The organism is Allgaiera indica (genome assembly GCF_900106675.1).
GTDB lineage: Bacteria > Pseudomonadota > Alphaproteobacteria > Rhodobacterales > Rhodobacteraceae > Acidimangrovimonas > Acidimangrovimonas indica.
In genome coordinates, this window is sequence record NZ_FNOB01000012.1 from 62,404 (window position 1) to 85,714 (window position 23,311).

The 23,311-nt window shown below is 67.5% G+C and carries 26 protein-coding genes; 11 read left to right on the top strand and 15 right to left on the bottom strand.

What is annotated here, in order from left to right:
- Positions 1–151 precede the first annotated feature (151 nt).
- From mtnA to BLV97_RS12220, 4 genes are all read right to left on the bottom strand, one after another.
- Positions 152–1,264 (bottom strand): S-methyl-5-thioribose-1-phosphate isomerase, encoded by a 1,113-nt coding sequence (gene mtnA / locus BLV97_RS12205; RefSeq protein WP_035846348.1) that lies wholly within the window; start codon positions 1,262–1,264, stop codon positions 152–154.
- A 276-nt stretch (positions 1,265–1,540) separates the two neighbouring features.
- Entirely contained in the window at positions 1,541–2,122 is a 582-nt protein-coding gene (locus BLV97_RS12210; protein ID WP_035846349.1) for a retropepsin-like aspartic protease family protein, read from the bottom strand.
- A 79-nt stretch (positions 2,123–2,201) separates the two neighbouring features.
- Entirely contained in the window at positions 2,202–2,849 is a 648-nt protein-coding gene (locus BLV97_RS12215) for a MarC family protein (protein ID WP_035846351.1), read from the bottom strand.
- Position 2,850: 1 nt separating this feature from the next.
- Positions 2,851–4,698, bottom strand: coding sequence for an ABC-F family ATP-binding cassette domain-containing protein (locus BLV97_RS12220; RefSeq protein ID WP_035846354.1), 1,848 nt, complete (start codon positions 4,696–4,698; stop codon positions 2,851–2,853).
- A 252-nt stretch (positions 4,699–4,950) separates the two neighbouring features.
- Between BLV97_RS12220 and BLV97_RS12225 the strand changes: the two genes are divergently transcribed.
- On the top strand, positions 4,951–5,136 hold the full coding sequence (locus tag BLV97_RS12225; protein ID WP_035846356.1) for a hypothetical protein: 186 nt from the start codon (positions 4,951–4,953) through the stop codon (positions 5,134–5,136).
- A 173-nt stretch (positions 5,137–5,309) separates the two neighbouring features.
- The gene (locus tag BLV97_RS12230; protein WP_051646304.1) at positions 5,310–6,989 is read left to right on the top strand and encodes a glycosyltransferase family 39 protein; all 1,680 of its coding nucleotides are present in this window, start codon (positions 5,310–5,312) and stop codon (positions 6,987–6,989) included.
- 6 nt (positions 6,990–6,995) lie between these two features.
- Here the strand turns inward: BLV97_RS12230 and BLV97_RS12235 are convergent, their stop codons facing one another.
- Both BLV97_RS12235 and pheS read right to left on the bottom strand, forming a co-directional pair.
- The gene (locus BLV97_RS12235) at positions 6,996–7,349 is read right to left on the bottom strand and encodes a DUF2513 domain-containing protein (RefSeq protein WP_035846358.1); all 354 of its coding nucleotides are present in this window, start codon (positions 7,347–7,349) and stop codon (positions 6,996–6,998) included.
- Positions 7,346–8,425, bottom strand: a complete 1,080-nt coding sequence (pheS, locus tag BLV97_RS12240; protein ID WP_035846361.1) for a phenylalanine--tRNA ligase subunit alpha — start codon at positions 8,423–8,425, stop codon at positions 7,346–7,348. The genes BLV97_RS12235 and pheS overlap by 4 nt, the downstream gene beginning before the upstream one ends.
- 177 nt (positions 8,426–8,602) lie before the next feature.
- Here pheS and BLV97_RS12245 point away from each other — a divergent pair, with 177 nt between their 5' ends.
- Complete coding sequence (locus tag BLV97_RS12245; RefSeq protein WP_176992650.1) at positions 8,603–10,000, top strand: cytochrome P450; 1,398 nt, start codon at positions 8,603–8,605, stop codon at positions 9,998–10,000.
- A gap of 78 nt (positions 10,001–10,078) precedes the next feature.
- Here BLV97_RS12245 and rplT read toward each other — a convergent pair whose 3' ends face one another.
- The 4 genes from rplT to pyk form a co-directional block, all read right to left on the bottom strand.
- Positions 10,079–10,444, bottom strand: a complete 366-nt coding sequence (gene rplT, locus BLV97_RS12250; RefSeq protein WP_035846376.1) for a 50S ribosomal protein L20 — start codon at positions 10,442–10,444, stop codon at positions 10,079–10,081.
- Between the two features lie 15 nt (positions 10,445–10,459).
- Positions 10,460–10,660 (bottom strand): 50S ribosomal protein L35, encoded by a 201-nt coding sequence (gene rpmI, locus BLV97_RS12255; protein WP_035846378.1) that lies wholly within the window; start codon positions 10,658–10,660, stop codon positions 10,460–10,462.
- A gap of 177 nt (positions 10,661–10,837) precedes the next feature.
- Positions 10,838–11,071, bottom strand: coding sequence for a hypothetical protein (locus BLV97_RS12260; RefSeq protein WP_035846379.1), 234 nt, complete (start codon positions 11,069–11,071; stop codon positions 10,838–10,840).
- Between the two features lie 31 nt (positions 11,072–11,102).
- Positions 11,103–12,548 carry a pyruvate kinase gene (gene pyk, locus BLV97_RS12265; RefSeq protein WP_035846380.1) on the bottom strand — a complete coding sequence of 482 codons (1,446 nt, stop codon included), beginning with the start codon at positions 12,546–12,548 and terminating at the stop codon, positions 11,103–11,105.
- Positions 12,549–12,821: 273 nt separating this feature from the next.
- Here pyk and BLV97_RS12270 point away from each other — a divergent pair, with 273 nt between their 5' ends.
- From BLV97_RS12270 to BLV97_RS12285, 4 genes are all read left to right on the top strand, one after another.
- Positions 12,822–13,562: an N-formylglutamate amidohydrolase gene (locus tag BLV97_RS12270; RefSeq protein ID WP_035846381.1), complete on the top strand. Its 741-nt coding sequence runs from the start codon at positions 12,822–12,824 to the stop codon at positions 13,560–13,562.
- Between the two features lie 29 nt (positions 13,563–13,591).
- Positions 13,592–13,924, top strand: a complete 333-nt coding sequence (locus tag BLV97_RS12275; RefSeq protein ID WP_373296460.1) for a DUF1244 domain-containing protein — start codon at positions 13,592–13,594, stop codon at positions 13,922–13,924.
- A gap of 97 nt (positions 13,925–14,021) precedes the next feature.
- Positions 14,022–14,675 (top strand): PAQR family membrane homeostasis protein TrhA, encoded by a 654-nt coding sequence (gene trhA, locus BLV97_RS12280; protein WP_035846382.1) that lies wholly within the window; start codon positions 14,022–14,024, stop codon positions 14,673–14,675.
- Between the two features lie 160 nt (positions 14,676–14,835).
- Positions 14,836–15,621, top strand: a complete 786-nt coding sequence (locus BLV97_RS12285) for a DODA-type extradiol aromatic ring-opening family dioxygenase (protein WP_176992652.1) — start codon at positions 14,836–14,838, stop codon at positions 15,619–15,621.
- Positions 15,622–15,708: 87 nt separating this feature from the next.
- Here BLV97_RS12285 and BLV97_RS12290 read toward each other — a convergent pair whose 3' ends face one another.
- The 3 genes from BLV97_RS12290 to BLV97_RS12300 form a co-directional block, all read right to left on the bottom strand.
- Positions 15,709–16,158, bottom strand: a complete 450-nt coding sequence (locus BLV97_RS12290) for a SpoIIAA family protein (protein WP_051646307.1) — start codon at positions 16,156–16,158, stop codon at positions 15,709–15,711.
- A 66-nt stretch (positions 16,159–16,224) separates the two neighbouring features.
- The gene (locus BLV97_RS12295; RefSeq protein ID WP_092164082.1) at positions 16,225–17,214 is read right to left on the bottom strand and encodes an NAD(P)H-quinone oxidoreductase; all 990 of its coding nucleotides are present in this window, start codon (positions 17,212–17,214) and stop codon (positions 16,225–16,227) included.
- 7 nt (positions 17,215–17,221) lie between these two features.
- Entirely contained in the window at positions 17,222–17,920 is a 699-nt protein-coding gene (locus BLV97_RS12300) for a COQ9 family protein (protein WP_035846440.1), read from the bottom strand.
- A 151-nt stretch (positions 17,921–18,071) separates the two neighbouring features.
- Here BLV97_RS12300 and rpsU point away from each other — a divergent pair, with 151 nt between their 5' ends.
- From rpsU to BLV97_RS12315, 3 genes are all read left to right on the top strand, one after another.
- Positions 18,072–18,278: a 30S ribosomal protein S21 gene (rpsU, locus tag BLV97_RS12305; protein WP_081825198.1), complete on the top strand. Its 207-nt coding sequence runs from the start codon at positions 18,072–18,074 to the stop codon at positions 18,276–18,278.
- 292 nt (positions 18,279–18,570) lie between these two features.
- Entirely contained in the window at positions 18,571–19,956 is a 1,386-nt protein-coding gene (locus tag BLV97_RS12310; RefSeq protein WP_244521018.1) for a chloride channel protein, read from the top strand.
- Between the two features lie 3 nt (positions 19,957–19,959).
- Complete coding sequence (locus tag BLV97_RS12315) at positions 19,960–20,346, top strand: hypothetical protein (RefSeq protein WP_035846388.1); 387 nt, start codon at positions 19,960–19,962, stop codon at positions 20,344–20,346.
- 3 nt (positions 20,347–20,349) lie between these two features.
- Here the strand turns inward: BLV97_RS12315 and BLV97_RS12320 are convergent, their stop codons facing one another.
- Entirely contained in the window at positions 20,350–20,808 is a 459-nt protein-coding gene (locus BLV97_RS12320; protein ID WP_035846391.1) for an Lrp/AsnC family transcriptional regulator, read from the bottom strand.
- A gap of 141 nt (positions 20,809–20,949) precedes the next feature.
- Here BLV97_RS12320 and ald point away from each other — a divergent pair, with 141 nt between their 5' ends.
- Positions 20,950–22,080 carry an alanine dehydrogenase gene (ald, locus tag BLV97_RS12325; RefSeq protein WP_035846393.1) on the top strand — a complete coding sequence of 377 codons (1,131 nt, stop codon included), beginning with the start codon at positions 20,950–20,952 and terminating at the stop codon, positions 22,078–22,080.
- Positions 22,081–22,189: 109 nt separating this feature from the next.
- Here ald and BLV97_RS12330 read toward each other — a convergent pair whose 3' ends face one another.
- Entirely contained in the window at positions 22,190–23,149 is a 960-nt protein-coding gene (locus tag BLV97_RS12330; RefSeq protein ID WP_035846401.1) for an acetyl-CoA carboxylase carboxyltransferase subunit alpha, read from the bottom strand.
- Positions 23,150–23,311: the final 162 nt, after the last annotated feature.

The following is a 23,311-nucleotide window of genomic DNA, read 5'->3' on the forward strand; positions in this document are numbered from 1 at the left end:
AGGCGCGCGTCCCGGCCCGGCCGCGCGCGGGTTGGAGGCCGCACATCCCAGGGGGCGCGATGGTCTTGCGGCCCCTGCCGGTCCGGGCGCATCCTGCGGCCGCGGGGCCTTCCCCGAAGGCGCCGCCGGCATGGAAACCGGCTTTGCCCGGTCACGGGCGGGAAGAGGCGCGCGGCGTGGCCAGATCGGGAAACATCGCCGCCATCGCGGTTTCGTCGGCGGCGCAAACCCCGCGTTCGGTGATCAGCGCGGTCACCAGTTCTGCCGGGGTCACGTCGAAGGCCGGGTTCCGCGCCGGCGTGCCGTCGGGGGAAATCTGGACCGAGACGATCCGGCCCTCGGCGTCGCGGCCCTGGACATGGGTCACCTCGGCGCCACCGCGTTCCTCGATCGGGATGTCGCGCAGGCCGTCGGAAACCGTCCAGTCGATCGTCGGGGAGGGCAGGGCGACATAGAAGGGGATCCCGTTCGCCCGTGCCGCCAATGCCTTGAGATAGGTGCCGATCTTGTTGCAGACGTCGCCCCGGGCGGTGGTGCGGTCGGTGCCGACGATGACCAGATCCACCTCGCCATGCTGCATCAGATGGCCGCCGGCGTTGTCGACGATCAACTCGTGGCTGACGCCATGGCTGTTGAGCTCCCAACTGGTGAGATGCGCGCCTTGGTTGCGGGGGCGGGTCTCGTCGACGAAGACATGCACGTTGATCCCCGCTTCCACCGCGTGATAGATCGGCGCGGTCGCGGTGCCCCAATCCACCGTCGCGGGCCAGCCGGCGTTGCAATGAGTCAGCACATTGACCCGGCGGCCAGCCTTGCGCCGCGCGATCTCGCGGATGATCTTCAGCCCGTGCAGGCCGATCCGGCGGTTGATCTCGACATCCTGGTCGCAGATCTCGGCGGCGCGGGCGAAGGCCGCGTCGGCGCGTTCCGCCGGCGCAAGCGGGGCCAGAACCCGCGCCATATCATCGAGCGCCCATTTCAGGTTGATCGCGGTGGGGCGGGTCGCGTGCAGGATATGCCAGGTTTCGCGCAGCGCCGCGTCCGACGGATCGTGGGCCATCTGCACGGCAACGCCATAGGCCGCGGTCGCCCCGATCAGCGGCGCGCCGCGCACCCACATCTCCTGTATCGCGGCGGCGAAATCCTCGCGCGTCGCCAGGGTCGCGATCCGCAACTCATGCGGCAGCCAGCGCTGATCGATGATGCGTACCTCGCCCGATGGTGCGCGCCAGATGGAACGGTAGGGTTTGCCGTCGATCTTCATCGGGGTTCCTGCTTGCGGTGGCGTCTTTGGGGGCATGCGGCTGGAAAGGGCCGGGGCATCCCGCCCGTCCGGGGCAGAATTTCGGGGTGCCGGGGAATTGTCAATCGCCACCGGTGAGGGCTGTGCCTTCGGGCCAGGCAGGGCGAACAAGGTTGCCGCGACGGCGCTTCTTCGTTCCGTGTGGGGGTGGGATGATCGGTTTCAGCGGCCGCACAGCCACGCCTTGCCGGTCCGCCGGGGCGGGCCGCCCCAGGCAATATGGTGGCGGCCTGCCGGTCAGGGCGTCAGGATCATCTTGTTTCCGGCGATCTCGAGCTTCGAGAACCGTTTGAGGAAGGTCATGCCCAAAAGCGACATCTCCATGCGGCCGTCGTTGACCGAGGCCCGCATCGAGGGCACGGTCAGCCCGCCCAACTGCACATCGCGCAAGGTGACCTGGGCGGTGCGCACCAAGCCGTTCGCGGTGTCGGCCACGCCGATATATTGCAAGGATTCGGGATGCAGCCCCAGCCGGCGGGCATCGGCCTTGGTCAGCACGATCGAGGTGGCGCCGGTATCGACGACGAATTGCACCGGGGTGCCGTCGATCTTGACGGTCGCGTAGAAATGCCCGTTCGGCCCACGTGGCAACACGATCTGGCCGGTGTCCGATACCACCTCTTGCCGGGGCAGCAGTTGCGGCCCGATGTCAGACCACAGCCCATAGCCCGCGATCACGCCCACGAAGATCAACCCCCAGATCGCGGCTTGCTGGGAAAGTTTGCTCCAGTTTCCGCGCCCCTGGGCGATCAGGGCGCCACCGACGGCCACGGCGATCAGTACCAGATAGGTCACGCGGGCAAGGGTGTCGCCGTCCATTCGGATCTCCTTTGCCCCTATTTGGGCAGGCCAGAGGCGCTTGTCACCCCCCGACGCGGATCTGCCGAGACAGGCGTGATCACGCAGGCGCCACAAGCCCCGCGCCATGCAGCACGCCCTGGATGCCGTCGATCACGAATTGCACCGACAGCGCCGCCAGCAGCATCCCCAGAAGCCGGGTCACCACATTGGTGCCCGTGCGTCCCAGCGCCCGTCCGATCGGACCCGAGATCAGGAACATGCCATAAGCGCAGGCCACCACCGCGGCCATCACCAGATGCACGGTCAGCACGCCCTGCCAGCCCGGCCCCGCGCGTCCGACCAGAAGCACCATCGTCGCCAGCGCGCCGGGACCCGCGATCAGCGGCGTGGCAAGCGGAAACACCGATGGATCGTGATCGGGCAGGGCCTCTTCGTCGCTGACCTTGTTCTCGCGCCGTTCGGTCCGGCGCTCGAACAGCATGTCGAAGGCGGTGACGAACAGCAAAAGCCCGCCCGCGATGCGGAAGGCGGGCATAGAGATGCCGATGAAATCCAGCAGCTTCTGCCCGGCCAGCCCGAACAGCGTCAGCAATACCAGCGCCACCACCGAGGCCCGCAGGCCCACCGCGCGCCGCTGTGCCGCGCTCATGCCCTGGGTCAGCGCGACGAACAGCGGCGCAAGCCCGATCGGGTCGATGATCACGAACAGCGTCACGAAGGCTGTGATGATGTCGGCCTGGCTCATGTCACGTTTCGGCCGCCTCCAGCTTTTCCTGCGCCTTCAGCCATAGCGCCTCGGCCCGGTCGAGGCCGTCCATCACCTCGGCGTATTTCTTCTGCCAGACCTCGATCTCGCCGGCCTTGCCGGGCTCATACAGCTCGGGGTCTGCCAGCTTCTTGGCCAGCCGGGTGCGCATCTCCTCGATCTTGGCGACGCGTTCCTCGCATTTGCGTACCTCGCCGCGCAGGGACTGGATCTCGTCGCGGCTGGCGCGCTTCTTCTCGGGCTTGGGCTTGTCGGCCTTCGCCCCTTCGTCGCCTTGCAGAAGGAAGCGGCGATAGGCCTGCAGATCTTCCTCATAGGGCGTGACGGTGCCCTTGGACACCAGCCAAAGCCGGTCGGCCACCAGGCTGAGAAGATGCATGTCGTGGCTGACCAGCACCACCGCGCCCGCATAGCCCGTCAGTGCCTCGACCAGGGCCTCGCGGCTTTCGATGTCAAGGTGGTTGGTCGGCTCGTCCAGGATCAGCAGATGCGGCGCGTCGATCGTGGCCAGCAGCAGCGAAAGCCGCGCCTTCTGCCCGCCCGAAAGGCGCCCGACCTCGGTTTCCGCCTGGTCTGCGCCCAGGCCGAAGCTGGCCAGCCGGGCGCGCAGGCGTGGCTGGCCCTCGTTCGGGCGCAGCCGCATGACATGCTGCAGGGGCGTCTCGTCGATATGCAGTTCGTCCACCTGATGCTGGGCGAAATAGCCGATCCGCAGCTTCGACGAGCGCGTGATCCGGCCCTCGCAGGTCTCCAGCTTGCCGGCCAGCAGCTTCGACAGCGTGGACTTGCCCTCGCCGTTGCGGCCCAGCAGGGCGATGCGATCGTCCTGGTCGATGCGCAGGCTCAGCCGGCGCAGCACCGGCGGGCCCCCGTAGCCCACCGCCGCGCCTTCGAGGTTGATGATCGGCGGCGACAGTTCCTCGGGCGTGGGGAAGGTGAAGACATGTTTTGCCGCGTCTTGGGGCGCGGTGATCGGGGTCATCTTCTCCAGCATCTTCACGCGCGACTGCGCCTGCCGCGCTTTTGATGCCTTGGCCTTGAAGCGGTCGACGAAGCTTTGCAGATGGGCGCGCCGCGCGTCCTGCTTCTTGGCCTCGGCGGCCTGCACCATGCGCTGTTCGGCGCGGCTTTTGGCGAAGGTGTCGTAGGGCCCCTGCCAAAGCGTCAGCTTGCGGTCCTCGAGATGCAGGATCGCCCCGACCGAGCGGTTCAGCAATTCGCGGTCGTGGCTGATGATGATCACGGTGTGGGGGTATTTCTGAAGGTAGTTCTCCAGCCACAGCGCGCCCTCGAGGTCGAGGTAGTTGGTGGGTTCGTCCAACAGCAACAGGTCGGGCTGCGAAAACAGCACGCCCGCCAGCGCCACCCGCATCCGCCAGCCGCCGGAGAAATCCGAACAGGGGCGCAGCTGTTCCTCGGCCGTGAAGCCCAGGCCGCGCAGGATCGCCGAGGCCCGGCCCTCGGCGGACCAGGCGTCGATGTCGGCCAGGCGGGCCTGGATCTCGGCGATGCGATGGGCATCGGCCGCGGTTTCGGATTCGGCCATCAAGGCGGCGCGTTCGGCGTCGGCGGCGAGCACCGTGTCGATCAGAGAGGTGGCGGAAGAGGGTACCTCTTGCGCGACGCCGCCGATGCGGGCGCGCGACGGCAGGCTGATCGCGCCGCCTTCAAGGGCGAGTTCCCCGCGGATCAGGCGAAACAGCGTGGTCTTGCCCGCGCCGTTGCGGCCGACGAGGCCGACCTTGTGGCCGGCGGGGATACGCGCCGAGGCGCCCTCGAACAGGGGGCGGCCTTCGACGGAATAGGTGATGTCCGAAATCGTAAGCATGGTCGGGGCTTGCCCGAAAGTGGGTGCCGCGTCAATTGCCGTCCGGGCGGGTCCCAGGACGGAAAGGGTGGTGATCGGGGACCGGGTTCCACCAACCGCCAGAGGGCTACGAGCGCGCCTTTCTTCTTGTCGGGCATGAATGTGGCCCCTGTATGGAACCGCTTTTGGATTTCTTTTCCGGAAACACTTAGTTGTCACAATTGCCCTGTTTTTGCCTTATTTAGCGGCTTTTCTTCATGTATAAGACACATTATGGACCAACTTCTGATCATCCCCCGGGGCCGTAAGCCGCAAAAGCAGACGCTGCTGTGTGCGCTGATGGCGGTGACGGCGCTGATCGTGCTGAATGCCTTCGGCACGCCGCCGCGGACCCCGCGGCAGGAAATGCAGCCGACGGCCTTTGTTCCCGCCACCACCATCCTGATTGCCATCAAGTGATCCCGCCGGCCGACCGGCCTGAGGCGCTGCCGGCGACGGGTTCGGCGCGCGCCCGTGGCGATGATCCGCGGGCAGTGATGGGGCAGTGATGGATCGGTGACCGGGCGGGGGTCTTTTCTCTGCACGCGGCTGGATGTAACCATCGCAGCAATCGTCACGTCCGGAGGGACCGCATGACCTCGTTTGCCCGCCGGTTGAACCTGGCCCTTGCGCGCCTGGCCGCGTCGCGGCCGCGCTCGGCCGGGTTGGGGGTGGGGTTGCTGGTGGCACTTCTGGCGCTGGCGGCCTTCCTGCCGGCCTTCACCTCGCTGCCCCCGGTCGACCGCGACGAGGCGCGTTTTGCCCAGGCCTCGAAGCAGATGGCCGAGACCGGCGACCTGGTCGATATCCGCTTTCAGGATCGCCCGCGCTACAAGAAGCCGGTCGGCATCTACTGGCTGCAAAGCGCTGCCGTCGAGGCCTCTGGCGGGCTGCAGACGCTCCAGATCTGGCACTACCGGCTGCCCTCGTTGCTGGCGGCGGTGCTCGCGGCGGTGCTGACGGCGTCGATCGCGGCGGGATTCGGCGGCGCGACCGCTGGGCTGGCCGCGGGGATACCGATGGCCGGGATGTTCCTGCTGGGGGTCGAGGCGCATCTGGCGACCACCGACGCGGTGCTGCTGCTGACGGTGCTGGCCGCGCAATGGGTGTTGGCGCCGCTATACCGCGTGGCCCGAGAACAGGGGTTTGCGCCGCCGCCGCCCCTGGGTTGGGGACGGGTGGCGCTGTTTTGGGGCGCGGTTGCGTTCGGGACGCTGGTCAAGGGGCCGATCGGGCCCGGCGTGGTGGCGCTGACGGTGCTGGCCCTGGCGCTGGGTCACCGCCGATGGCGCTGGCTGGGCGCGTTGCGGCCGAAGGCGGGGCTGGTGCTTTTCGCGGCGCTGGTGCTGCCCTGGTTTCTTGCGATCACCTGGCGATCCGGGCTTGGGTTCTGGCAGGCGGCGGTGGGCCATGATCTTCTGGGCAAGGTCGCCGAGGCGCAGGAAAGCCATGGCGCGCCGCCCGGATCCTACCTGGCCGCGCTGTGGTTGACCTTCCAGCCTGCGGCGATCGCGCTGGGGCTGACGCTGCCGGCGATCTGGGCGGCGCGGCGCCGTCCCGGTGTGACCTTCGCGATGGCCTGGGCCATCCCGGGCTGGCTGATCTTCGAGGCGGCCTCGACCAAGCTGGTGCATTATGTGCTGCCCTTCTATCCGGCCCTGGCGTTGGCTATGGCGCTGGTTTGGGCCGAAAGCGCGGCGCGGCCGCTGGCAGGCGCGCGCCGGGTCTGGTTCTATGTGCTTGCGGTATTGCCCGTGCTGATGCTGGCGGTGGCGGGGGGATATGTGATCTCGATGGGCGGCCGACCGGTGCTGCCGCTGGTCCTGGGCCTGGCCGCGGTCGCGGCCGGACTGGGGCTTGCCCATGCCGCGCTGCGCGCCGGGCTGCCGCTGGCGGCGCTGGTCGGGCTGTGGCTGACGGGCGCGGGCGTGACCGGCGGAATTCTTTCAAGCGTCGCCGCCACCCCCGCGCTGTGGCCCGCGAAAGCGATCGTGGCGCTTCTGCCTGTCGAGCCATCCTGCAGGCGGATCACCCTTTACGAGAGCGGCTATGGAGAGCCTTCGCTGGTGTTCCTCGCGCCCGGCCCGGTGGTCAGCCTTGCGCCGGCGCAAGCGGCGGCGAAGCTGGCGAAGGACCGCTGTTCCGCCGCCGTGGTGCCGGATGCGAAAGCGACGGCCATGCTGGGGGCAAAGCGCCTGGGTACGGTGACCGGGCTGGATCTGGGAACCGGCCGGCCCGTCGATCTGGCGGTCTTCGGGCCGGGCCGGAAGTAGCGGCGCCTAGATGTCGAATCCGGTGCGGTCAGAAATTTGCTTCTTCAAGAAACCAATCGCCAGCGCTTTCAGGATTTCCAGCGTCGCGTTGCCGCCGGTGTCAGCGACAATCTTCTTAGTTTCAGCCCACACGCCTTCGTTGCGGATCGCTTGAAGATAATCGTGACCAGAGCTTGTCAGACGGAAAGCGCTTTTCGCTACTTGGGTCATTAGACCCGCGTCGCAGAGCAGGAGAATATGGTACTGACGTTTGCGTTGCTCTACGTCCGCCTCGAGACCCCAAGATTGAACAATTAGCCAATCTTCAGCAGCCTCAAACTCCATCAGAAGGCTTCTTAGGAATTCATCATCCCGATTCACCTATTCAGCCCGCCGTGCAGGGTGGGCACGTCGAGCGCCGAGAAGCCGTAGTGGCGCAGCCAGCGCAGGTCGCTGTCGAAGAAGGCGCGCAGGTCGGGGATGCCGTATTTCAGCATCGCGATCCGGTCGATCCCCATGCCGAAGGCGAAGCCCTGCCATTCGTCTGGATCGACGCCCGCGGCGGTCAGCACCTTGGGGTGCACCATGCCCGAACCCAGTACCTCCATCCAGCCGTCGCCCTCGCCGATGCGCAGCTGGCCGTCGATCCAGGAACACTGGATATCGACCTCGGCCGAGGGTTCGGTGAACGGGAAATGCGAGGCGCGGAAGCGCGTGGCCACCTTGACCCCGAAGAAGGCCGAGAAGAATTCCTCGAGCACCCATTTCAGGTTTGCCATCGACAAGTTGCGGTCGATCGCCAGGCCCTCGACCTGATGGAACATCGGTGCATGGGTCTGGTCCATGTCCATCCGGTAGACGCGGCCCGGGGCGATCACGCGGATCGGCGCGCCCTGCTGGGCCATCGCCCGGATCTGCACCGGCGAGGTATGGGTGCGCAACACATGCGGCGGGCGGTTGTCGCCCTCGGCGCGGGCCATGAAGAAGGTGTCGTGTTCCTGCCGGGCGGGGTGCTCGGGCGGGATGTTGAGCGCATCGAAATTGTACCAGTCGGTTTCGATCTGCGGCCCTTCCGCGACCTGAAAGCCCATGTCGGCGAAGATCGCGGTCAGCTCGGCCGTGACCTGGCTGACGGGATGGATCGTGCCAGCGGGGCGGGGGCGCCCCGGCAGGGTGACATCCAGCCATTCGGCCTTCAGGCGCTCATCCAGCGCGGCATCGGCAAGTGCGGCCTTCTTGGCGCGCAGCGCGGCGTCGATCTCGTCCTTCAGCGCGTTCAGGGCGGGGCCCGCGGACTTGCGCTCTTCGGGGCTCATCTTGCCCAGTTCGCGCATCTTCAGGCTGATCTCGCCCTTCTTGCCCAGCGCGGCAAGGCGCAACTCCTCCAGCGCCGCCTCGTCCGAGGCGGCGGCGATGCGGGACAGATAGCCCGCCTTGAGGGTGTCGAGTCCGTCCATCACGAGCCTCCGGCAAAGTCCGAGGGCTTGCTATCCGCCGGGCCGCGCGAATGCAAGCGGGCGCCGACGGTCGCGCGTCCCGGGGTGGGGATTGAAACACATGCGTATCTGTGCATGAATTCCGCTCTACACCCGCCCGGGGGATGGGGCGGGCGATGCTGGGGGGAATGGCCGCATATGTTGGATCAAACGCCGATCGCCGCGCCGCGGGACTGGACGGCGATCAAGCCGCGTGACACGCCCTATCCGGCCCCGCTGTTCCTGTATCACTTCGTGCGCAATCCGCTACGCTGCCTGCCCCGCGCCGTCTATGAAGAGCCGATCGTGCCCCACAGGATCGGCCGCTTCCGTACCGCCTGGGTGACCGACCCGGAATTGACCGAGACCGTCTTTCTGGGCCGGCACGCGCAGTTTCCCAAGCCGCCCCTGGAACAGCGCGTCTTCTCGGACCCGCTGGGGCAGAGCATCCTGACCTCGCAGGGCGAGGATTGGCGCTGGCAGCGCGGCGCGGTCGCGGGGCTGTTCCGGCACGACGATATCCTGTCCTATGTGCCCGACATGGCACAGGCGGCCGCGGCGCTGCTGGACGGCTGGCGCAACGGGGGCGGCCGGACGCCACGGCCGATCCACCGCGATATCACTCAGGCCACCTATGCGGCGATCTCGCGCACGCTGTTCGGCGGTGCTGCGATGCCAGAAGCCGAGGCGATCCAGGCTGCCGTAGATGGCTATCTGAATGCCACCAGCTGGGAGATCGCGGCGGCGCTGGCGGGGATGCCCGCCTGGGGCTGGCACCCGGGCCGCGGGCCGATGAAACGGTCGAGCCGCGCGATGCGGGCGGCAATCACCCGGATGCTGGACCGCTGGCAGGCGCAGGGCGCGACGGGGCGCGCGACTGGGGGCGACCACCTCTTCGCCCGGCTCCTGGCGGCCGAGGAACCGGGCCGCGAGGGGGGCGGGATTTCGCGCGAGCGTGTGCTGAACAACCTGCTGACCTTCCTCAATGCCGGGCACGAGACCACGGCCAAGGCGCTGATCTGGACGCTTTACGTCCTGGCCAAGGAACCCGAATGGCAGCAACGGCTGCGCGACGAGGCGTGCAGTGTCGTCGGCGACGGCCCGGTCGAGGGGCGCCATATCGAGGATCTGGTGCTGACCCGGCAGGTCTTCGAAGAGGCGATGCGGCTTTACGCGCCGGCGCCGGTGCTGACCCGCTTGGCGACCGAGGATTGCGATCTTGGCGGCGTGCGGCTGGCGGCGGGGTCGGTGATCTTCATCCCGATCTGGGCGGTGCACCGGCACCGCGCGCTGTGGCCCGAGCCCGAGCAATTCCGCCCCGAACGCTTCGCGCCGGCGGCGCGCAAGACGATCCGGCGGACCCAGTTCATGCCCTTCGGCTTTGGCCCGCGCATCTGCATCGGCGCCACCTTCAGCCGGGTCGAGGGGGTGGCGATGCTGGCGACGCTCTTGCGCGGCGCCCGGTTCGACTGGCCCGGCGGGCTGCCGCCCGAACCGCTGGCGCGGGTGACGCTATGGCCCCGTGGCGGGATGACGCTGGGGGTTACGCCGATCTGACGCGCGGGGCGGATGCCATGAAAAACCCCGCGCGCCGGAAGGCACGCGGGGCCGATCTCACTGTCCCTGAAATCGGATTTACGCGGCGGCGGCCGATTTGGCCTGCTCGACGATGGCGCCGAAGGCCTCGGGCTCATGCACGGCCAGATCGGCAAGAACCTTGCGGTCGACCTCGATCCCGGCCTTGGCCAGGCCGTTGACGAAGCGCGAATAGGTCATCTCGGCATCGGCGGCGCGCACGGCGGCGTTGATGCGCTGGATCCACAGGGCGCGGAAGTTGCGCTTGCGGGCCTTGCGGTCGCGGGTGGCGTATTGGTTCGCCTTGTCCACGGCCTGGGTGGCGGTGCGGAAGTTCGTGCTGCGGGCAGCGTAGTAGCCTTTCGCCTTCTTGATCACCTTGCGGTGGGCGGCGTGGGTGACTTTCCCGGATTTGACGCGAGCCATTGTCCAGCCTCCTGATCAGCGTGCGTAGGGCATGTATTTCTTGACGATCTTGGTATCCGCGTCCGAAAGGACCATGGTACCGCGCGCGTCGCGAATGAATTTCGGGGTGCGTTTGATCATCCCGTGGCGTTTGCCGGCCGCGGCCGACTTGATCTTGCCCGTCGCCGTCGTCGAGAAGCGCTTCTTGGCGCTGGCTTTGGTCTTCATCTTGGGCATTTCGGTCTCCTAAGTGATAGGCGATGAACGCACGACTCGGCATGCCGTTGGCCGGCCGTGCGGTTGGAGCGCGCCGTATAGGCGGCGCGGGCCTGCATGGCAAGCGAAAAATCCGCGCGACGGCCCGGGGTGGGGGGGCTTGGCTGCGCGGAGCGTGGCCCGTCTGGTTCGCTGCGCCTAGCTGCCGATGTCGGCCGCCGCGGCGATCACGCGGTAAACGGCGTCGGGGGTGGTGGCGACGCTGTAGACCCCGGGGCTTTTCAGCGCGGCCAGTGCCACCATGCCGGCCCCGATCAGCAACGCCAGGACGGCCACATAGGGCCGTCTGCCGTCGGTCAGCGCGGAGAGGAACGACAGGATCGCAAGGGCGCCGACCGTCAGGCCCGCGACAAAGATCAGGTCGGTATTCATGCGGCCCCCTCGCGAAATGCGAAGGCGCCAATTATTCCGGTTCCGACCGATAAATCAAGCGTTCCTCGCAGGGCGCGACGCGCAGGATGTTGGTGGTGCCCGGCACATTGAACGGCACGCCCGCGACCACGAGAACCTGATCCTTCGAGGTGGCGAAGTTGTATTTCAGCGCCGCCCGCACCGCCGAGATGACCGCGCCCTTGAAGCGCTCCTGCTCATCGGTCAGCACGCAATGCGTGCCCCAGCTCAGGCACAGCCGCCGGGCGGTGGTGATCAGGGGCGTCAGCGCGATGATCGGCACCGGCGGGCGTTCGCGGGCGGTGATCTGCGCGGTGGTGCCCGACTGGGTGAAGCAGCAGATCGCGCGGATGTCGGTGGTTTCGGCGATGTCGCGCGCGGCCGAGACGATGCCATCGGCGATGCTGGTACGTTTCACCTTGCGCGAGCTTTCCAGGATCTCGCGATAGGTGGGGTCGCTTTCCACCTCCATCGCGACGGCGTTCATGGTCCGCACCGCCTCGACCGGGTAGGCGCCGGCGGCGGATTCGGCCGACAGCATCACCGCATCGGCGCCCTCGTAGATCGCGGTCGCGACGTCCGATACCTCGGCCCGCGTCGGCATTGGCGATTCGATCATGCTTTCCAGCATCTGGGTGGCCACGATCACCGGCTTGGCATCGGCGCGCGCCTGCCGCACCAGCCGCTTCTGGATCGGGGGCACGTTCTGCACCGGCAGTTCCACCCCCAGATCGCCCCGCGCCACCATGATCCCGTCCGAGGCATCGAGGATCTCCTTGAAGCTGCGCACCGCGGCGGGCTTCTCGATCTTCGACATCAGCGCGGCGCGGCCCTTGGTCAGCACGCGCGCCTCTTCCACGTCCTCGGCGCGCTGCACGAAGCTGAGCGCCAGCCAGTCGACGCCCAGCTCGCAGGCGAATTCCAGATCGGCCCGGTCCTTTTCCGACAGCGCCGCCAGCGGCAGCACCACGTCGGGCACGTTCACACCCTTGCGGTTCGAGATCGTGCCGCCCACCGTCACCAGGCAATCGGCGAAATCGGGTCCGCAGGCCTCGACCTTCAGGCGGATCTTGCCGTCGTTGACCAGCAGCGTCGCGCCCGGCTCCAGCGCCGCGAAGATCTCTACGTGCGGCAGCTGCACCCGGGTCGCGTCTCCGGGCGTCTCGTCCAGATCAAGGCGGAAGGACTGCCCTTCGTGCAATTCGACCGTGCCTTCCGTGAAGGTGCCGACGCGCAGCTTCGGCCCCTGCAGATCGGCCAGAATCGCGATCGGGCGCTCCAGATCGGCCTCGATCTGGCGGATGATGCGGTGGCGCGCGGCGATGTCGTCCTGGGTACCGTGGCTCATGTTCAGGCGGAATACGTCGGCGCCGGCCTCGAACAGGGCACGGATCGTGTCGTAATCGTCGGAGGCGGGGCCGAGCGTGGCCACGATCTTCACGTTGCGGAGGCGTCTCATGCTGGTTCTTCCCTGCTGTCCGTGTCTGCTCGTCGGCGGGTCCTGTATGGCGCAAGCGCCGCATCGCGGCAACCAAGACCGCCGTGGCACCGGCCCCGGATACCGCGTATGTTACCGCTACCATAAAATCAAGTCATGTCTCGGCCGCAACGTCGGGAACAGGGGGGCCGCGCGCCCGGCCCGCGCGGCCCGCAGGCCCGGAACAACGCGGTCGCTCTGGTCTCTGCCGCGCGCATTCCGTAAAGGGGGCCGCGCAACAATATCGGAACCGACATGGAGCACACCCCCTTCCAGATCGAGGGCGAGGACCGCCCCGGCCGCTGGCTGATCACTTGCGATCACGCCACCAATCATGTGCCCGGTTTTGTCGGCGGCGGCGGCCTTGGGATCGCGGACGAGGACATGGGGCGCCACATCGCCTATGATGTCGGCGCTGCTGGGGTGACGCGGGCGATCGCGAAGGCACTGGATGCGCCCGCTATCCTTTCGGACTTCTCGCGCCTGGTGATCGACCCGAACCGGGGCGAGGACGACCCGACCCTGGTGATGCAGCTTTACGACGGCACCATCATCCCGGCCAACCGCGGCGTCACCGACGCGCAGGTGGCCGAGCGGCTCGACCGCCTGTATCGCCCCTATCACCAGGCCTACGAGCGCCTCGCCGGGCGCCCCGGCACGCTGATCGTGGCGATCCACAGCTTCACCCCGCAACTGCGCGGCCGCGCGCCGCGGCCCTGGCACGTGGGCGTACTATACGCGCCGCAGGACGCCCGCTTCTCGGCCCCGCTGATCGCCCGGCTGCGTGCGGAACCCGATCTGTGCGTGGGCGAGAACCAGCCTTATCTGGGCCACCTTCCGGGCGATTCCATCGACCGCCACGCGCTGCGGCCGGGCCGTCACAACACCCTGATCGAACTGCGCAACGACCTGATCGGAACCGAAGCCGAGCAGCGCGCCTGGGGTCGGCGCCTGGCCCGCCTGCTTGACGAGGTGCGCAGCCAGGGCCAGTTCTGATGGGCAGCCCCGTGCAAGAGGATCCCGCCATGGACAAGATCGACCCCCGGACCCGGACCGAATTGGAAGCCGCCGCCTTCCGCGCCCTGCGCCACCACCTGATGGAGGCCCGCCCGGATGTGCAGAACATCGACCTGATGAACCTGGCCGGTTTCTGCCGCAACTGCCTGAGCCGCTGGTACCAGGAGGCCGCGCAGGAGCGTGGCATCGAGATGTCGAAGGAAGCGGCCCGCACCGCCTTTTACGGGATGTCCTACGAGGCCTGGAAGGCCGACCATCAGGCGCCGGCCTCGGCCGAGAAGCAGCATGAATTCACCCGCGCCTTCGCCCGGAACGTCGAAGGCAAGCCCGACAAGGACTGACCACGCGGCCCGCTGCGGCATCATCGCGCAGGGGTCGGGGCGCGACGGCCAAGCGCGATGCGCTATGTTAGGGCCAAGCTTCGCTAGGACGACCGCCATGGCCCGCGCCCCGCGCATCCGCTATTCCCGTGCCGAAGAGGTCAGCGACCTTATTGTCCACCTTTCGGGCGTCGGGCTGATGCTGGTCGCGGTACCGGTGCTGATCGCGCTGACGGTGGCGCGCGGGGCGGGCGAGGCATTGGTGGCGGGGGTGGCGGTCTACGGCGCCACGCTGATCGCCATGCTGGGCTTCTCGGCGCTGTACAACACCCTGGGCCGACACCGCTGGCGGGGGCTGCTGCGCCGGCTCGACCATTCCGCCATCTATGCCAAGATCGCCGGCACCTATACGCCTTTCGCTCTGGTCGCGGGCAGCCAAAGCGGCTGGCTGCTGACCGGGCTTTGGACCGCGGCGCTTGCCGGGGTGGGGCTGAAGATGATCTCTCCCGCGCGGCTGCGGGGACTGGCGCTGATGCTCTATCTTGGCATGGGCTGGGCGGGGATCGTCGCGGGCGGCGGATTGCTGGTCGCGCTTTCGCCCGCGGTAATCGCGCTGATCGTGATCGGCGGGCTGATCTACACCGGCGGCGTGGTCTTCTACCTGATGGACCGGATACCCTTCCACTATACGCTCTGGCATGTCTTCGTGTTGGCGGCGACGGCGGTCTTCTACGCCGCGGTGACGACCCTGGTCGTCCAGGTCACCGCCTGACCCGACTGGATGTGCGCCGGCGAACCGATGCTGTTTGCCGATCCGTCTTTCAAGCGTTCTCGCGGGGATCTATCTTGGCCGGACCGGCATAGACAGGGCCGCGGCAACTACGCCCCGGCGTGCCGCGGATCCGGTGGGAAGGAGCCAGGAATTGACCCGTATGCCCAGCTATTTCATCTCGCATGGCGGTGGGCCCTGGCCCTGGGTGCCGCAGATGCGCGCGCGCATGCAGACCCTAGAGACCGCCCTGGCGGCGATGCCCGGCGCGCTGCCCGAGCCGCCCAAGGCGGTGCTGATGGTCTCGGGGCATTGGGAAACGCAAACGCCGCGCGTGATGCATGCTGCGCGGCCTCCGATGATCTATGACTACCACGGTTTTCCGGCCCATACCTACGAGATCCGGTACCAGGCCCCTGGCGCGCCGGCATTGGCCGAACGCACCGCGCAGCTGATCGCCGCGGCGGGGATCGAGGTGACGCTGGACGACACAAGGGGCTACGATCACGGTACCTTCGCGCCGATGCAGGTGATGTACCCGCAGCCCGACATGCCGCTTTATCAACTGTCGATCGGCACGGATTACGACCCGCGCAGACATGTCGATCTGGGCCGGGCGCTGGCGCCCTTGCGCGACGAGGGGGTGCTGATCGTGGGGTCGGGGCTTAGCTATCACAACCTGCGCCTGATGGGGCCCGAGGCGCGCGAACCCTCGGCCGCGTTCGATGCCTGGCTGAATGCGGCGCTGCAACTGCCGCCCGCCGAGCGGGTGCAGGCGATGCTGGATTGGGAAACCGCCCCCGCCGCGCGCATCTGCCACCCGCAAGAAGACCACCTGGTGCCGCTTTTCGTGGCGCTGGGTGCCGCCGAGGAAGACCCCGCCACGCGCACCTATCACGAGACCACGATGATGGGCACCATCACCGCCAGCAACTTCCGCTTCGGCTGACCGCCGCGGCCGGCGCCAAGCGGCTGAGGCCCGGAATCTCATCGTTCCCGAAATACGCGAGCGGCGCCGGCAGCCCGCCGCGCACTTCTACATCTTGTCTTCCAGCGTGGGCAGCTTGTGGTCCGCCGCCACCTGGGGCTCATGCGGCGGGTCGTCATTGTCCGAGGTGATCCAGGCCCTGGCCTCGTCCAGCGCGCCGAGGTGGTAAAGATGCACCGGCGCGCGCAGCATCGGCGCGAACATCTTCACCCCCATCCGGATCCATTCGATATCGGTCACCAGGGCGACGCGGGCGAAATCGCCTAGGTGCAGCAGGCCCAGCTTGGCGTCATCCCAGGCCGCGCCCGCGGTATAGCCCGCGAAGTCGTCGCCCAGGACGTAAAGCAGCTTCACCTTGCCCTGCTTGGCGATCCGGCGGCTCACTTCGGGGATCAGGAAATCCTCGTAATCGGCGCGCGTGATCTTGCCCTTGGCCTCGATCGCCAGAACGTCCTCGGGCATCCCCCCGAGAACCTCGAAATTGCCAACCTTGGTCATTCGTTCGCTCCTTGGTCACCGCGCGTCTCCCATAGATATGGGGCCCCAAGGCGCCCGATGCAGCCCCTAGCGCACCTTCAGGACGATCTTGCCGACATGGCCAGAGCCTTCCATCCGCGTATGGGCTTTCGACGCCTGGTCCAATGGAAATTCTGAATCCATCACCGGCGCCACCGCGCCCGAGGACAGAAGCGGCCATACCTGGGCCTCCAGCGCCTCGGCGATGCGGGCCTTCGCAAGATCCGATTGCGGCCGCAGGGTCGAGCCGGTGATCGTCAGCCGGCGGACCATCACCTGGGCAAAGTTCAATTCGGCCTGCGGACCGGCCAGGAACGCGATCTGCACCAGCCGCCCGTCATCTGCCAGCGCCTTCACATTGCGCGGGATATAGTCGCCGCCGACCATATCAAGGATCAGGTCGGCGCCGCCCTCGGCGCGCATCACCTCGACGAAATCCTCTTCGCGGTAGTTGATCGCGCGCTCGGCCCCCAGCCGGGTGCAGGCGGCGCATTTCTCGGCCGAGCCGGCGGTGGCGAAGACCCGCGCGCCGAAGGCCCGCGCCAGCTGGATCGCCGTGGTGCCGATGCCCGAGCTGCCGCCATGCACCAGGAAACGCTCTCCCGCCAGCAGGCCGCCGCGCTGGAAGACGTTCGAGAACACGGTAAAGAAGGTCTCGGGCAGGCAGGCGGCCTCGCGCAGGACCATGCCGGTGGGCACCGGCAGGGCATGGGCGGCATTGGTGACCGCGTATTCGGCGTAGCCGCCACCGGGCAGCAGCGCGCAGACCTCATCGCCCACCGCCCAGCGGCTGACGCCTTCGCCCACGGCGGCCACACGGCCCGCGCCCTCCAGCCCCGGCAACGGAGAGGCCGAGGGCGGGGGCGCGTAATTGCCCGCGCGTTGCAGCGCGTCGGGCCGGTTCACCCCGGCATAGTCCAGCGCGATCAGGATCTGGCCCGGGCCCGGCTGCGGTACGGGTTTTTCGCAAGGCGTTAGCACTTCGGGGCCGCCGGGGCGCGCGATTTCCACCGCGCGCATGGTCTGGGGCAGGGTCATGGGGAACCTATTTTCCGTGGGTGAATTGGCCCGGCAGATCCGCCGGGGTGCCCTTGGGGGCATGAATATGGCCAAGCAGGCGCATCGGCCCGGCCAGAACGCGGCTGAGCACCGGGTTCTCGCGTACCTGCGCCTTGACCTTCTCGATGCGCATCACGTCCTCGATCCGGCGGTCAAGGAAATCCCAGGTGGCCTGTTGCCCCTCGGACGTGTCGCCCAGCCAATACAGCACGACCGAGCCGTAGACGCCCGACAGCGTCGCGCGTTTGGTGTACCAGTTGATATCGTCGGAGCTGTCGCCAAGGCTGCGCCAGATCAGATCGGCGGTGCCCCAGATCGCGCGGGCGCCGTCGGCGGCATGTTGCGGCAGCGCGAACAGCGCCGAGCCGCGGCGCACCAGTTCGCGGTCCTCGACCGCCTCCAATCGGTAACGCATCGCCGCGGCGATGCGGTCGCGAAAGCGCATCGTGGACAGGTCGGTGGCGGCCAGCCGTTCGACCATCCGCGCATCGCCGCGCCGGTGGAAGGCCAGCGCCAGATCGACCCCGCCGCGCGGATATAGCGCCCGTGCCAGCGCCAGATCGACCCCCGCGTCGCGCGTGGCGGCGCGCAGGGTTGCCTCGGACCAGCCGTCGAACGGAACGTGGTTCAGCGCCGCGTCGAGGATCGCCTCGGCTTCGGGGCCGGCGCCAGTCCGGGGGCCAATTTCGGGCTGCCGGTCGGCGCTCGTGGTCTGGCTGTCCTGCATCTCATCCTCCGTCACCCTGCGAGAGTAGACAAACTAGGGCAGCTTTGCTATAGCGCCACCTCCTGCATATTTCCATGCAACTCAAACTTAGAAAGGTGGTGAAAACCACATGCAGGTGAGCGTTCGCGACAATAACGTCGATCAGGCCCTCCGGGCCCTGAAGAAGAAGCTCCAGCGCGAGGGTGTCTTCCGTGAAATGAAGCTGAAGCAACATTTCGAGAAGCCGTCCGTCAAGCGCGCCCGCGAGCAAGCCGAAGCGATCCGCCGTGCGCGTAAACTCGCGCGCAAGAAGGCGCAGCGTGAAGGTATGCTCTGAGGCCGTTGCCTTAGACGATTCGGCCGGGTCCACCCGTCCGAATTCGACCCCCGAGGCCTTGGCCACGGGGGTTTTTTCATTTCAACGCGCGGCAATTGCGACCGGTTTTGCGCGGCGGAATGTCGCGGTTTGGCCTTCCTGGCCCGTCGCTGCAGCGCTTGCCATCACCCGCGCGTGAGCGGGGCTTGCGCGAAGCAGTCAAAGGAGGCATCCGCAATAGATCAGGGCAAGGGGTCAGGGAATGAAAGCGCGCAGGGCTTCGCGGATCGGGTGGGTACGCAGATCCCGGGCGATGATGACTTCGCGCAAGCAATGGAAATCGCGGCTGGTCTTCTGGATCGGTGCGCTGGCGATCGGCGCGATGAGCGCGATCTTCGCCAAGCTTTCCGACCAGGCGCAAGAGGTCTTCCTGGCCATGACCGGCGGCGCGGGCTGGACCTGGTTGCCGCTGGTGCTGACGCCTCTGGGCTTTGTCTTCTGCGCCTGGATGGCGGACCGCTACTTTCCCGGTTCGCAAGGTTCGGGCATTCCGCAGGCGATCGCCATCCGCCACATGCGCGACGACCGCGACAGTTCCGGCTATCTGACCATGCGCACGGTTCTGGGCAAGATGGGGCTGACGCTGGTCGGCCTGGCCTCTGGCGCCTCGATCGGGCGCGAGGGGCCGACGGTGCAGGTTGGCGCCGCGCTGATGCTGATGGCGGGCCGGGTCGGCGGGTTGGCCAAGGCGCGGGGGCTGATCCTGGCCGGATCCGCCGCCGGGATCGCCGCGGCGTTCAACACGCCGCTGGCCGGGGTGGTCTTCGCCATCGAGGAAATGAGCCGCTCGTATCAGGCGCGTACCAACGGCGTGGTGCTGTCGACGGTGATCCTTGCCGGTATCGCCTCGCTCGCGATCGTGGGGAACTATACCTATTTCGGCTTCACCGACGCGGTGGCGCGCTTTCCGGGCGACTGGCCGCTGGTGATCGCCTGCGGCCTGTTCGGTGGGCTCATGGGCGGCGCCTTCTCGAAGACGGTGCTGTCGCTGACCAACCGCATCCGGCGCTGGCGCAGCATCGGCCAGGGCCGGCGGGTGATCGTCGTGGCCTTTCTTGCCGGGCTGACCTTGGCCATCACCGGGGTCATGTACCACGGCGAGACCTTCGGCACCGGCTATGCCCAGGCGCGCATGGCGGTCGAGGGGCATTCGCTGGATCCGACCTTTTTCCTGGCCAAGTTCGTGGCCACCGTGGCCTCGACGGTGTCGGGCATTCCCGGCGGGCTTTTCGCGCCCTCGCTTGCGGTGGGCGCCGGGGTCGGATCGACCCTGGGGGTGATCTTTGGGGCCAACGCCAGCCTTGCGGCGGTACTGGGCATGGCAGGCTATTTCGCCGGCGTGGTGCAGGCGCCGATGACCGCCTTCGTCATCATCGTCGAGATGACCGGCAATCATGACAACGTGGTGCCGGTAATGGCGGCGGCGATGATCGGCTATGGCGTGTCGCGGATGATCTTGCCGCAGCCGCTCTATCATGCGCTGTCGCGGCTATGGATCGCGGACGCGCTGCGCAAGCGCCGCGCGATGGAGCAGGCTGACCCGCCCGCTGCGGACGCCGCCTCTGCCCCGGGAGGTTCGGGCCAGCCCGGCCCCAGCCAGGCCGAGCCGGCCCGGCCTACCTCGGGCCCCGGAGCCTGAGAGATGGATCCCGAATTTCAGCGCATATTGGAGCGGACGCGCAAGGAGCGGGCCCAGTATTTCACCCCACGCTGGTTCGCCCGTCTGTTTGCGGCACGGCTGAACCTGCCCGATACCTTCTGGCTCGGTCTATTGGGCCCGCTTCTGGTGGCGGTGCCGGTGATGGTGGTGCTGGCGATGTTGTCGAAAGGGGCGGACCCGGCGGCATCCATGCCCGTCTTTTCGGGGCTCACGGCGGTCTTGGGGCTTTACTGGGCGTTGGTCAGCCGGTCGGTCCTGATCGTCGCGCGGCGCGCGCCGCAAGCGGGCGGCTGGCGCTGGGCCGCGGTCGTCACGTCGGTGGCTATGGCCGCGCTGGCGCTGATCGGCGGGTTGCGGGGGCTGCTTTAGCCCTCAGACCGGGATCGCCGTCGTGCGGAACACGGTGCGCAGCGCGAACGAGGTGTGCATCTGCGCCACCCCCGGCAATCGCGACAGATACTGGCGGTGGATGCGGGCGAAATCCTCGGTGTCCCGGGCCAGGATCTTCAGCAGATAATCGGCCGTTCCTGCCATCAGATGACATTCCAGAAGATCGGGGATCCGCGCCACCTGACGCTCGAAGGCGTCAAGCACCTCGTCTGCCTGGCCCGACAGGGTGATCTCGACGAAGACGGTGGTGGGGCGGCTCATCTTGCGCTCGTCCAGAAGGGCGACATAGCCGCGGATCACTCCCGCCGCCTCCAACCGCTGCACCCGACGGTGACAGGCCGAGGGCGATAGGTTCACCTGCTCGCTCAACTCGGCATTGGTCATCCGCCCGTCCTTCTGGAGCGAGGTTAAGATTCGCCGGTCGGTCGCGTCGATTTCCATTATTGCGCACGTTTCTTCTAAGGAACTGCCATATCGCAGTTTATTCTACGCGAAACCTGTGCTTTCGCCACCGTTCTTTTCAAAGCAATTGTTCGCGCGGAAGCGCATGATGTCAGACAGACACATGAATGGGAGGTCACCATGAAAATCGGTTGCCCGAAAGAGATCAAGCCACAGGAATTCCGCGTCGGCATGACGCCCCACGCCGCGCATGAGGCGGTATCGGCGGGCCACGAGGTCCTGATCGAGACCCAGGCCGGCGTTGGCGCGGGGTTTGCCGATGCCGATTACATCGCCGTCGGCGCCAAGATCGTGCCCACCGCCGAAGAGGTCTTCGCCGCGGCCGAGATGATCGTGAAGGTGAAAGAGCCCCAGGCGATCGAGCGCAAGCGCCTGCGCGCCGGGCAGCTGCTGTTCACCTATCTGCACCTGGCGCCGGATCCGGAGCAGACGAAGGACCTGCTGGACAGCGGCGTCACCGCGATTGCCTATGAAACGGTCACCGACGATCGCGGCGGTCTGCCGTTGCTTGCGCCGATGTCCGAGGTCGCGGGCCGTCTGGCGCCGCAGGTCGGCGCCTGGACGCTGCAGAAGGCCAATGGCGGGCGCGGTGTGCTGCTGGGCGGCGTGCCCGGCGTGGGCCCCGCCAAGGTTGCGGTCATCGGCGGCGGCGTCGTCGGCACCCATGCGGCGAAGATCGCCGCGGGGATGGGCGCGGATGTGACGGTGCTTGACCGGTCCCTGCCACGGCTTCGCTATCTTGATGATGTCTTCGGCGGCCAGTTCCGCAACCGTTTCGCCAGCGCCGGAAACGTGGCCGAGCTGGTGGCGGAATCGGATCTGGTGATCGGGGCGGTGCTGATCCCCGGCGCCGCGGCGCCGAAACTGGTGACCCGCGCGATGCTGGGCACGATGAAGCCGGGCGCGGCGATCGTGGACGTGGCGATCGACCAGGGCGGTTGCTTCGAGACCAGCCACGCCACCACCCATCAGGACCCGATCTACGAGGTCGACGGGATCATGCATTACTGCGTGGCCAACATGCCGGGCGCGGTGGCGCGGACCTCGACCATCGCGCTGGGCAACGCCACGATGCCCTTCATGATGGCGCTGGCGAACAAGGGCTGGCGCAAGGCCTGCGCCGAGGATCGGCATCTGATGGCGGGTTTGAATGTCCATGAGGGCAAGCTGACCTACGAGGCCGTGGGCCGGGCGCTGAACCTGCCGGTGGTGGACCCCGCCGCGCTGCTGGCCGACCTGCGCGCAGCCTAAGGCCCGCAGCCGACAAGAAAAAGGCCCCCGGAACCTGGTTCCGGGGGCTTTTGCATTTCAGACGGTTCGGCCCGCCCCCGCCTTCGAGCTTCCGGCACGAACGAGCGGCTCAGGCCGCGAGGCCCTTGGAACCCATGTCCAGGAATTTCTGCCGCCGGTCCTTGACCAGCTTCTCCGGCTTCTTGCCCTTCAAGTCCTTCAGCATCGCGCCGATCGCCTTGCCGACGGCCTCGATCGTCGCGGCGCGGTCGCGCTGGGCGCCGCCCTTCGGTTCGGGGATGATCTGGTCGATCACGCTCAGCTTCAGAAGATCCTGCGCGGTCAAGCGCAGCGCCTCGGCGGCCTCGCGCATCTTCTCGGCGTCCTTCCACAGGATCGAGGCGCAGCCCTCGGGCGAGATCACCGAATAGATCGAATGTTCCAGCATGGCCACGCGGTTCGCCGTGGCAAAGGCCACCGCGCCGCCCGATCCGCCCTCGCCGATCACCACGGAAATCAGTGGAACGCCGATCTCCAGGCATTTCGCCGTCGAACGCGCGATCGCCTCGGACTGGCCGCGCTCCTCGGCGCCCTTTCCGGGATAGGCGCCGGGCGTGTCCACCAGCGTCACCACCGGCAGCCCGAAGCGGTGCGCCAGATCCATCAGGCGGATCGCCTTGCGATAGCCCTCGGGGCGCGCCATTCCGAAATTGCGCTCGATCCGGGTCTTGGTGTCGTTGCCCTTCTCATGGCCGATCACCACCACCGGCTGATCGTCGAATCGCGCCAGGCCACCGATCACCGCAAGGTCGTCGGCAAAGTTGCGATCCCCCGCCAGCGGCGTGAATTCCGTGAACAGCGCGTCGACGTAATCCTTGCAATGGGGTCGGTCGGGATGCCGCGCCACCTGACATTTCTGCCAGGGCGTCAGCGCCTTGTAGATGTCGCCCAGCATCTGCGCGGCCTTCTTGTCCAGCGCGGCCGCTTCTTTCTCGACATCCATCCCGTCGTTGGTCCGGGCCATGGCCCGAAGCTCCTCGGCCTTGCCTTCGATTTCGGCCAGGGGTTTTTCGAATTCGAGGTAGTTCATGCGTGGCTCCATCCGAGTGGGGGCTATATGGCGCCCGCGCGCGTGATTTGCAACGCCCGCGTCCCGGTCCCCGGACCCAGCCCCGAAACGCGGCCCGTAAACGAGCGACGCCCCGGAATGATCCGGGGCGTGCTCTCCTCCCGCTGGTCCGTCGGCCTCCTC

Coding starts and splice junctions, on each gene's coding strand:
- BLV97_RS12290 (WP_051646307.1), bottom strand. CDS start 16,158: ATGACCAAGGTTGGCAATTTCGAGGTTCTCGGGGGGATGCCCGAGGAC.
- BLV97_RS12215 (WP_035846351.1), bottom strand. CDS start 2,849: ATGAGCCAGGCCGACATCATCACAGCCTTCGTGACGCTGTTCGTGATC.
- BLV97_RS12225 (WP_035846356.1), top strand. CDS start 4,951: ATGGACCAACTTCTGATCATCCCCCGGGGCCGTAAGCCGCAAAAGCAG.
- BLV97_RS12295 (WP_092164082.1), bottom strand. CDS start 17,214: ATGACCCTGCCCCAGACCATGCGCGCGGTGGAAATCGCGCGCCCCGGC.
- BLV97_RS12320 (WP_035846391.1), bottom strand. CDS start 20,808: ATGGAAATCGACGCGACCGACCGGCGAATCTTAACCTCGCTCCAGAAG.
- pheS (WP_035846361.1), bottom strand. CDS start 8,425: ATGGACGGACTCGACACCCTCAAGGCGGGCTATCTGTCCCGCATCGCC.
- BLV97_RS12285 (WP_176992652.1), top strand. CDS start 14,836: ATGCCCAGCTATTTCATCTCGCATGGCGGTGGGCCCTGGCCCTGGGTG.
- BLV97_RS12330 (WP_035846401.1), bottom strand. CDS start 23,149: ATGAACTACCTCGAATTCGAAAAACCCCTGGCCGAAATCGAAGGCAAG.
- BLV97_RS12260 (WP_035846379.1), bottom strand. CDS start 11,071: ATGAATACCGACCTGATCTTTGTCGCGGGCCTGACGGTCGGCGCCCTT.
- BLV97_RS12310 (WP_244521018.1), top strand. CDS start 18,571: ATGATGACTTCGCGCAAGCAATGGAAATCGCGGCTGGTCTTCTGGATC.
- BLV97_RS12270 (WP_035846381.1), top strand. CDS start 12,822: ATGGAGCACACCCCCTTCCAGATCGAGGGCGAGGACCGCCCCGGCCGC.
- BLV97_RS12220 (WP_035846354.1), bottom strand. CDS start 4,698: ATGCTTACGATTTCGGACATCACCTATTCCGTCGAAGGCCGCCCCCTG.
- rpsU (WP_081825198.1), top strand. CDS start 18,072: ATGCAGGTGAGCGTTCGCGACAATAACGTCGATCAGGCCCTCCGGGCC.
- rplT (WP_035846376.1), bottom strand. CDS start 10,444: ATGGCTCGCGTCAAATCCGGGAAAGTCACCCACGCCGCCCACCGCAAG.
- trhA (WP_035846382.1), top strand. CDS start 14,022: ATGGCCCGCGCCCCGCGCATCCGCTATTCCCGTGCCGAAGAGGTCAGC.
- BLV97_RS12275 (WP_373296460.1), top strand. CDS start 13,592: ATGGACAAGATCGACCCCCGGACCCGGACCGAATTGGAAGCCGCCGCC.
- rpmI (WP_035846378.1), bottom strand. CDS start 10,660: ATGCCCAAGATGAAGACCAAAGCCAGCGCCAAGAAGCGCTTCTCGACG.
- mtnA (WP_035846348.1), bottom strand. CDS start 1,264: ATGAAGATCGACGGCAAACCCTACCGTTCCATCTGGCGCGCACCATCG.
- BLV97_RS12210 (WP_035846349.1), bottom strand. CDS start 2,122: ATGGACGGCGACACCCTTGCCCGCGTGACCTATCTGGTACTGATCGCC.
- BLV97_RS12230 (WP_051646304.1), top strand. CDS start 5,310: ATGACCTCGTTTGCCCGCCGGTTGAACCTGGCCCTTGCGCGCCTGGCC.
- ald (WP_035846393.1), top strand. CDS start 20,950: ATGAAAATCGGTTGCCCGAAAGAGATCAAGCCACAGGAATTCCGCGTC.
- BLV97_RS12245 (WP_176992650.1), top strand. CDS start 8,603: ATGTTGGATCAAACGCCGATCGCCGCGCCGCGGGACTGGACGGCGATC.
- pyk (WP_035846380.1), bottom strand. CDS start 12,548: ATGAGACGCCTCCGCAACGTGAAGATCGTGGCCACGCTCGGCCCCGCC.
- BLV97_RS12315 (WP_035846388.1), top strand. CDS start 19,960: ATGGATCCCGAATTTCAGCGCATATTGGAGCGGACGCGCAAGGAGCGG.